The following is a 7,789-nucleotide window of genomic DNA, read 5'->3' as shown; positions in this document are numbered from 1 at the left end:
TGTTCATTTTGGCCCAACCCTTGATTTTGTTACCGATAAAAATTTCAATGCAGATGCCAATGTGGATATGGCTTTTGTTTTGGGTTTGGGTTTCAATATTACGCCTAATTTTGGTATTGAAGGAAGGGTTAAAAAAGGAATCATTCCAGTTGTTGATTTTGACGAAAACCATACCAATGTGGTATTTTCGATAGGGGGAACTTATACTTTTGATGTAAAATAAAGCTATGTTATTAAAAGATTTTTATAAAATAATATCATTGGAAAACACTGCCGATTCTAAATATAAGGCAGTTATTTTAATCAATGAGGAACACGATGTTTTCAAAGGACATTTTCCCGGAAACCCAATAATGCCGGGAGTTTGTATGATGCAAATCATAAAAGAACTGACAGAGCAAATTACTGACAGTTCTTTGTTTATGCAATCATTATCGAACGTGAAATTTATGGCGTTGATTAATCCGTTTCAAACTCCGAAATTGCTTTTGGAATTGGATGTTACCACAAGTGGGGACAATTTGGTTAAAGTTAAAAATGTAAGCTATTTTGATGAAACTATTGCTTTGAAATTGAGCAGTGTTTACAGAAAAGTTTAAATTAATGCGTATTAATTTTTTAATTTTACCTAAATGAAAACAACCTTTTTAGCCTTTTTTTTATTTCTTTTGAGTGGCCCTTCCATTACTGAAATAAGGAAATTGTATGCTACTGCCAACAATTCAGAGAGTAACGCTAAAGAGTTTGCTGCAAAGCTGAATGAGGTTAGTAAAGAGGATAATAAAACCTTGGTAGCCTACAAAGGCGCTTCATTGGCTATTCTTTCAAAACTGGAAAAGAAAGGATCAGATAAATCCAAAAAATTCAAAGAAGGTTCGAGCTTAATCGAGTATGCAATTGCTAACGAACCCAATTCAATAGAAATAAGAATGATTCGATTGAGTATTCAGGAAAATGTTCCAAAAATTGTTAATTATAGAGGGAATAAAAAAGAAGACAAGAAATTTTTATTGGACCATTATAAGGAACAAACTGGGGCATTGAAAACGTATATTGGGGATTTTATTTCGCAATCCAAAAGTTTTTCCGAGGCTGAAAAGCAATTGGTAAAATAGTTAATAAAAATAGAGTTAATGCATACAAGTTTTCCGGTAACAGAGCGAATGGAACAATACAAAGTTTGTGTTGTTGTACCCACGTATAATAATCACAAAACCTTAAAGCGAGTTTTGGATTCCGTTTTGCAATATACTTCCAATGTTATTGTGGTCAATGACGGTTCTACTGACACCACTAGCCAGATTCTGGAGTCTTATTCCCATTTGGTTCAAATTCACCATTCCAAAAATAGAGGGAAAGGAATGGCGATACGTAATGGTTTCAAAAAGGCATTAGAATTAGATTTTAATTATGCCATTACCATAGATTCTGACGGGCAACATTTTGCTTCGGATATTACCGGTTTTATTGATGCACTAGAAAATGAGACCGATGTTCTCTTGATAGGAAGTCGAAATATGACTCAGGAAAACGTTCCTAAAAAAAGTAGTTTCGGAAATAAATTTTCTAATTTTTGGTTCTGGTTTGAAACCGGAAATAAGCTCGAAGATACCCAATCAGGTTTTAGAATGTACCCTTTAAGAAAAATTCCGAAGCATTATTTTACCAATAAATTTGAGTTTGAAATTGAAGTTATTGTGCGTTCTGCCTGGAAAGGTATTCCGGTCAAAAACATTCCGGTTCAGGTTTTGTATGATCCGGAAGAGAGGGTTTCCCATTTTAGGCCTTTCAAAGATTTTACGAGAATCAGTATTCTCAATACCGTTTTGGTAACCATTGCCTTGATTTATATTAAGCCGAGAGATTTTTATCGGAAACTAAAAAAAAAAGGACTTAAGAAATTTTTTCTGGAAAATGTTTTGGAAAGCAGTGATTCGAATGCCCGAAAAGCTTTTTCAATAGCACTAGGGGTTTTCATTGGAATTTGTCCTTTTTGGGGATTCCAAACTATCCTTGTCTTGTCTTTGGCGGTTTTGTTGAAGCTGAATAAAGCCATTGCTTTTGCCTTTTCCAATATCAGTTTTCCGCCTTTGATTCCTTTTGTTATTTATGGATCGCTGAAAGTAGGCAGTTTTTTTGTCACTAGCGATAAATCGTTGATTTTGAATACGGATATGACTTTTGCTGATATTCAAAAAAATATAGCTCAATATGTTGTTGGAAGTTTTATTTTGGCAACTTTTATGGCTGTTCTATTTGGTTTTACAAGTTATTTGCTATTATCTTTAGTTGGTAATTATAAAAACAAAAAATAGCCTATGCGCAATTTTCTTTACGATTTATATGTATTTATGACCAAGCGGAAATTCCTTTCGGCAGGTATAGTAATTGCTATGGCTTTGTTTTTGGGTTTCTTTGCTTCCAAAATAACGTTTCAGGAAAATATAAATCAATTGATTCCTTCCAATGATAAATCGGGAGTGACTTCAAAAGTATTGGATCAGGTTAATTTTGCCGATAAAATCACTATCATTATTTCCAGTAAAAGGAATGGTTCACCTGAGAATTTGACGGAATACGCCAATGCTTTTATTGATAGTTTGAATGTTAACTGCAAGCCATTTGTAGCCAAAGTGCAGGGCAAGATTGAAGAAGAAAACATTCAGGAGACATTTGATTTTGTGTATGCTAATTTGCCTCTTTTTTTGGATCAAAAGGATTATGCATTAATTCAAAATAAATTGCAAAAGGACAGCATAGCCAATAGTGTTGCTTCGGGTTATAAATCTATAATTTCTCCAGCGGGATTGGTTTCCAAAGATTTTATCCTTCGCGATCCGCTTGGGATTTCGTTTATCGCTTTGAAGAAATTACAACAACTGAGTGTTGGCTATGATTTTGCAATTGAAAACGGATTCATATTGAGTAAAGACAAACAGAATTTATTGCTTTTTTTGACTCCCAAGTTGCAAACTAATGAAACAGATAAGAACACCATTTTTATTCATAATCTGGAAAAGATAAGAGCCAGTCTGAACGGGCAATTCAAAGGCAAAGTAGAGATGACTTATTTTGGCGCGACACCGGTTGCTGTTGCCAATGCAACCCAAATCAAATCCGATGTGCAAAACACTTCTATTGTTGCGGGAGTGACATTGATTTTGATATTGGCTTTTTTCTACAGAAACCTGTCCACACCAATAATTATTTTTATACCGTCTTTGTTTGGAGCTCTTTTTGCTTTGGCGGTTTTGTATTTCTGTAAAGGTTGCATTTCTGCTATTTCTTTGGGTATAAGTTCCATTTTATTGGGTGAAACCACAGATTATTCCATTTATGTTTTAACGCATTTGAGGAATAAGAAAGATGTAAAATTACTGTACAGGGACATTACCAAACCTTTGTTGCTCTGCGGTGTTACAACATCCATCACTTTTTTGTGTTTGTTTTTTATCAAATCGGAAGCTTTGCAGGATTTAGGAATTTTTGCGGGTCTGAGTGTGTTTTCAACTTCGGTTTTTTCTTTGGTTTTAATGCCGATTTTGTACAAATCAAAGGCACAATTATTTGTTCCAAAGGCCAACGTCATCGACAAACTGGGTAGTTATTCTTATCATAAAAATAAATTTTTGATTGGGGCAATGCTCTTGTTGTTGGTTATTTCTCTTTTTACCTATTCTAAGGTTACTTTCAATAATGATCTTTCGGCATTAAATTTTATGACTCCCAAATTGAAAATGGCGGAGAGACAATTGGATCATATTGCCAACAGTGATTCGTCCAAATCCATTTATTTGGCCACTTACGGGAAAAGTTATGATGAAGTTGTCGCTAATAATAATCAACTTTTCGAGGCATTGCAAAAGGACAAAAAAGATAAGGGAATTTTGAATTTCAGTTCCATTGGAGGCATTGTTTTTTCTACTGAAGTTCAAAAACAAAAAATTGAGGAATGGAATACTTTTTGGAGTTCCCAAAAAAAATCAAGTCTGACTCAAGCATTAATCAACGAAGGAAATCAATATGGTTTTAAAGCGACTACCTTTGATGGGTTTTATGAATTATTGGATAAAAAATTTAGCCCAATAACGATCCAAGAATACCTTGGGGTAAAATCCTTTTTTCTGGATGAGTTTGTAGCTCAAAAAGATGGGTTTTACACTATTTCGACTTTGGTAAAAGTACCAAAAACAAAAAGGGACGATTTTGTAAACCAAATAAAAAAGCAGCCCAATTTGGTTGTTATTGACAGGCAGCAAACGAATGAAACTTTTCTTGGAACACTAAAAACGAATTTTGAAGACCTAGTCAATTATTCGTTTATAGCCGTATTTTTTGTTCTGTTATTTGCTTTTAGAAAAATAGAATTGGCCATTATCAGCATTATACCGATTCTCATAAGTTGGATTTTTACCACTGGTCTTATGGGGATTTTTGGACTGCAATTTAATGTGGTTAACATTATTGTTTGTACTTTGATTTTTGGAATAGGAGTGGACTACAGCATCTTTATGACTTCGGCGTTGCAAAAAGAATTTACATTTGGTAAAAAAGAATTGCCAAGTTACAGAACCTCAATTATATTATCGGTGGCAACCACAATTTTAGGAATTGGAGTGCTTATTTTCGCGAAACATCCAGCCTTAAAATCCATATCATTAATTGCGATTATTGGGATATTCTCTGCTTTGATGATTACCTTTATTTTACAGCCGTTAGTATTTCATTTCTTTGTGACCAATCGAGTGAAAAAAGGAAAAGCTCCATATGAAATTAGGCGATTGTTGCATTCTGCTCTTTCATTTACTTATTTTGGTTTGGGAGGTTTTTTGTTGTCAATTGTGGGCGGAATTTTAATGAAAATTACACCTTTTTCAAAAAAGTCAAAATTAAAAGTATTTCATTTTATTTTATCAAAGTTTATGCATTCGGTCTTGATGAGCTATCCTTCAATAAAACGAAAAATTATAAATACTTCCAATGAAAAATTTGATAAACCAGCTATAATTATAGCCAATCACAGCTCTTTTTTGGATATTTTGGCAGTAGGAATGTTGAGTCCCAAAATTATTTTTCTGGTTAGCGATTGGGTTTATAATTCGCCTGTTTTTGGAAAAGGAGTTCGCTTGGCAGGTTTTTATCCGGTTTCTAGTGGAATGGATAATGGAGTCGAGCATTTGCGAACCAAAGTGGAAGAAGGATTTTCAATCATGGTTTTTCCGGAAGGAACGCGCTCTGAAGACAACTCAATCAAGCGTTTCCATAAAGGAGCTTTTTATTTAGCAGAACAGTTGGACTTGGACATTGTTCCGGTTGTTATTCACGGATATTCAGAGGTTTTGCCCAAAGGGGATTTTGTCATTAATGGCGGGAAAACCACGGTGACTATTTTGGATCGAATTTTACAAAGTGATATCACTTTTGGAAACGATTTGGCAGAACGAACAAAAAAAATAAGTACTTTCTTTAAACTAGAATATAAAAAGATACGTTTGAATTCAGAAGGCCCTGATTATTTCAAAGCAAAGCTGATGAACAGTTTTGCTTTCAAAGAACCACAGGTTTTAGAGGAGATAAAAGATGATGTACAGCAACATTTGGATTTATATTACAGCCTGAATAAATGGGTTGATTCTAAAGCCAGAATTCTGCATTTTGCTAATGATTTTGGACAATTGGATATGCTGATTGCATTGCAGGAATCACAGAGAAAAATTGATTCCGTTATTGTTTTGGATGAAAATAGAGCAGTTGCCCAGTCAAATTATATAGTAAAGAAAAGAAAGATTCGGTATTTGAATCCAACTGAGCCGATTGGATTTAAGAAATATGATGTTGTTTTGATTTCGGATAAACAGGCTTCAAATAATTTGGAAGCAATTTGTAATTTGACCACAACCGTTATTTTATTAAATGCTGAAAATCTAAAAGACACAGTATCGAATTTTGGATTTGATATTGATATTAAAAATGAGAATTTGATTGTACTAAAAAAGAAGATACAATGAAAATGAAAAAACACTATGACGTAGTTGTAATAGGAAGCGGTTTGGGCGGACTCGTTTCGGCTGTCATATTGGCCAAAGAAGGCTATAGTGTTTGTGTGTTGGAAAAAAACAATCAATATGGGGGAAATCTGCAGACTTTTGTGCGGGACAAAACCATTTTTGATACCGGAATTCATTACATTGGAGGATTGGGCGAGGGTGAAAATCTGCATCAGTATTTCAAGTATATCGGAATAATGGATGGGCTGAATATCAAAAAAATGGATGAGGATGGATATGACATGATTTCGTTTGAGGATCAAAATCTAGAATTTCCACACGCTCAGGGATATGATAATTTTAAAAAACAACTGAGTCAATTTTTTCCGGAAGAAAGAGAAGCGATTGAAAAATATTGTGAAGCAATAGTTAGAACATGTGATCGATTTCCGCTCTATAATTTAAGATCGGAAGGGAAATATGATAACGATATTTTGGCAATCAATGCAAAAGAGTTTATTGATGGATTGACCGAAAATAAGATATTGCGAGCTGTTTTTGCGGGAAGTAATTTTTTGTATGCGGGAATGGGAGACAAATCTCCTTTTTATGTTCATGCATTGACTGTGAATACTTATATGCAAAGCGCTTGGCGATGCATTAATGGAGGAAGCCAAATAACAAAGCAGTTAATAAAAGAGCTGAAGAAATACGGAGGTGTTGCCTTTAAATACAAAGAAGTTATTCAATTAAGCGTTGCCGATAATACTGTAGCAAAAGCAATAATGAAAGATGGTCTAAGTGTTTCTGCCCAATATTTCATATCCAATATTGAGCCTAAAACCACTTTGAAGATGGCGGGGGAAGACCATTTTAGGAAAGCTTTTGTTAATAGGGTTTCCAGTTTAGAAGCGGGTGTTTCTGCATTCAGTTTGTATATCGTTTTTAAACCGAAGACTTTTAAATACCTGAATCGTAATTATTATCACTTCAAAAATAGTGGGGATGTGTGGACTGCTCAGGACTATACTGAGGAAACTTGGCCAAAAGCTTTTTTGGCTTCGGCAAATGCCACTAAAAAGGATGATGGTTGGGCTGAAGGAATGACTTTTATTGCTTATATGAAGTTTTCAGATGTAGAGGCTTGGAAGGATACCTTTAACACAATTGCAGATGAAAATGAAAGAGGCGAAAGTTATGAAGCTTTCAAAACACGTAAAACCAATCGTTTTCTGGAAGAAATAGAACGAAAGTTTCCTGGAATCAAAGAATGCATAAAATCAGTGCATACTTCGACGCCATTATCATACAGGGATTATATCGGAGGCCATAACGGAAATATGTATGGCTATGAGAAAGATTCCAATAACCCGATGAAAACGTTTATTCCTTCCAAAACAAAGTTGGGCAATCTTTATCTAACAGGTCAAAGCATAAATATGCATGGTGTTTTGGGAGTAACGATTGGTGCCGTTGTTACCTGCTCGGAGATTTTGGGCAGAGAATATTTAGTCAACAAAATTAATCAAAATACGGATTGATGATAAATTGAGGTGTATGAAGAAACATATTGTCCATATTGTTTTCATCGTTTTAGCTTTTGTAGTTGCTTCATGCGGCACTTCAAAATCAATGCACCATCAACCAGAAATAAAAAGTTTTAACAACACCATTTCCGTTGTCACAAAACAATCCAGCACTACTTTTTACACTGGAAATAATTTTTTACTTAAGAATAAACAAAACCTATGGGAACTCTATGTTGAAGGCGATCCGTTGGAACGTGGTTTAGCAATCGGTAG

General features: G+C 34.5%; 5 protein-coding genes and 2 pseudogenes. All 7 read left to right on the top strand.

Translation table 11 applies throughout. The annotated features are described in order from the left end of the window. A pseudogene (locus tag VFS71_RS05345) lies at positions 1-223 on the top strand (hypothetical protein); the annotation flags it as partial. A 4-nt stretch (positions 224-227) separates the two neighbouring features. Continuing rightward, complete coding sequence (locus VFS71_RS05340; protein WP_326399818.1) at positions 228-599, top strand: 3-hydroxyacyl-ACP dehydratase; 372 nt, start codon at positions 228-230, stop codon at positions 597-599. Positions 600-632: 33 nt separating this feature from the next. Then, entirely contained in the window at positions 633-1,115 is a 483-nt protein-coding gene (locus VFS71_RS05335) for a hypothetical protein (RefSeq protein WP_326399817.1), read from the top strand. A gap of 18 nt (positions 1,116-1,133) precedes the next feature. Then, positions 1,134-2,315: a DUF2062 domain-containing protein gene (locus tag VFS71_RS05330; RefSeq protein ID WP_326399816.1), complete on the top strand. Its 1,182-nt coding sequence runs from the start codon at positions 1,134-1,136 to the stop codon at positions 2,313-2,315. Positions 2,316-2,318: 3 nt separating this feature from the next. Next, positions 2,319-6,008 (top strand): 1-acyl-sn-glycerol-3-phosphate acyltransferase, encoded by a 3,690-nt coding sequence (locus VFS71_RS05325; RefSeq protein ID WP_326399815.1) that lies wholly within the window; start codon positions 2,319-2,321, stop codon positions 6,006-6,008. Positions 6,009-6,010: 2 nt separating this feature from the next. Further along, the gene (locus VFS71_RS05320; protein ID WP_326399819.1) at positions 6,011-7,528 is read left to right on the top strand and encodes an NAD(P)/FAD-dependent oxidoreductase; all 1,518 of its coding nucleotides are present in this window, start codon (positions 6,011-6,013) and stop codon (positions 7,526-7,528) included. 16 nt (positions 7,529-7,544) lie between these two features. Continuing rightward, positions 7,545-7,789, top strand: a pseudogene (locus VFS71_RS05315) (acyl-CoA--6-aminopenicillanic acid acyl-transferase); the annotation flags it as partial.

It is taken from the genome of Flavobacterium sp. (assembly GCF_035760125.1).
Lineage (GTDB): Bacteria > Bacteroidota > Bacteroidia > Flavobacteriales > Flavobacteriaceae > Flavobacterium.
The sequence above is the reverse complement of the archived record's forward strand: the minus strand, read 5'-3'. Positions and strand labels throughout refer to the sequence as shown.

Bases quoted from the DNA above. Each gene is read 5' to 3' on its own strand.
- VFS71_RS05340 (WP_326399818.1), top strand. From the start codon at position 228: ATGTTATTAAAAGATTTTTATAAAATAATATCATTGGAAAACACTGCC.
- VFS71_RS05335 (WP_326399817.1), top strand. From the start codon at position 633: ATGAAAACAACCTTTTTAGCCTTTTTTTTATTTCTTTTGAGTGGCCCT.
- VFS71_RS05330 (WP_326399816.1), top strand. From the start codon at position 1,134: ATGCATACAAGTTTTCCGGTAACAGAGCGAATGGAACAATACAAAGTT.
- VFS71_RS05325 (WP_326399815.1), top strand. From the start codon at position 2,319: ATGCGCAATTTTCTTTACGATTTATATGTATTTATGACCAAGCGGAAA.
- VFS71_RS05320 (WP_326399819.1), top strand. From the start codon at position 6,011: ATGAAAAAACACTATGACGTAGTTGTAATAGGAAGCGGTTTGGGCGGA.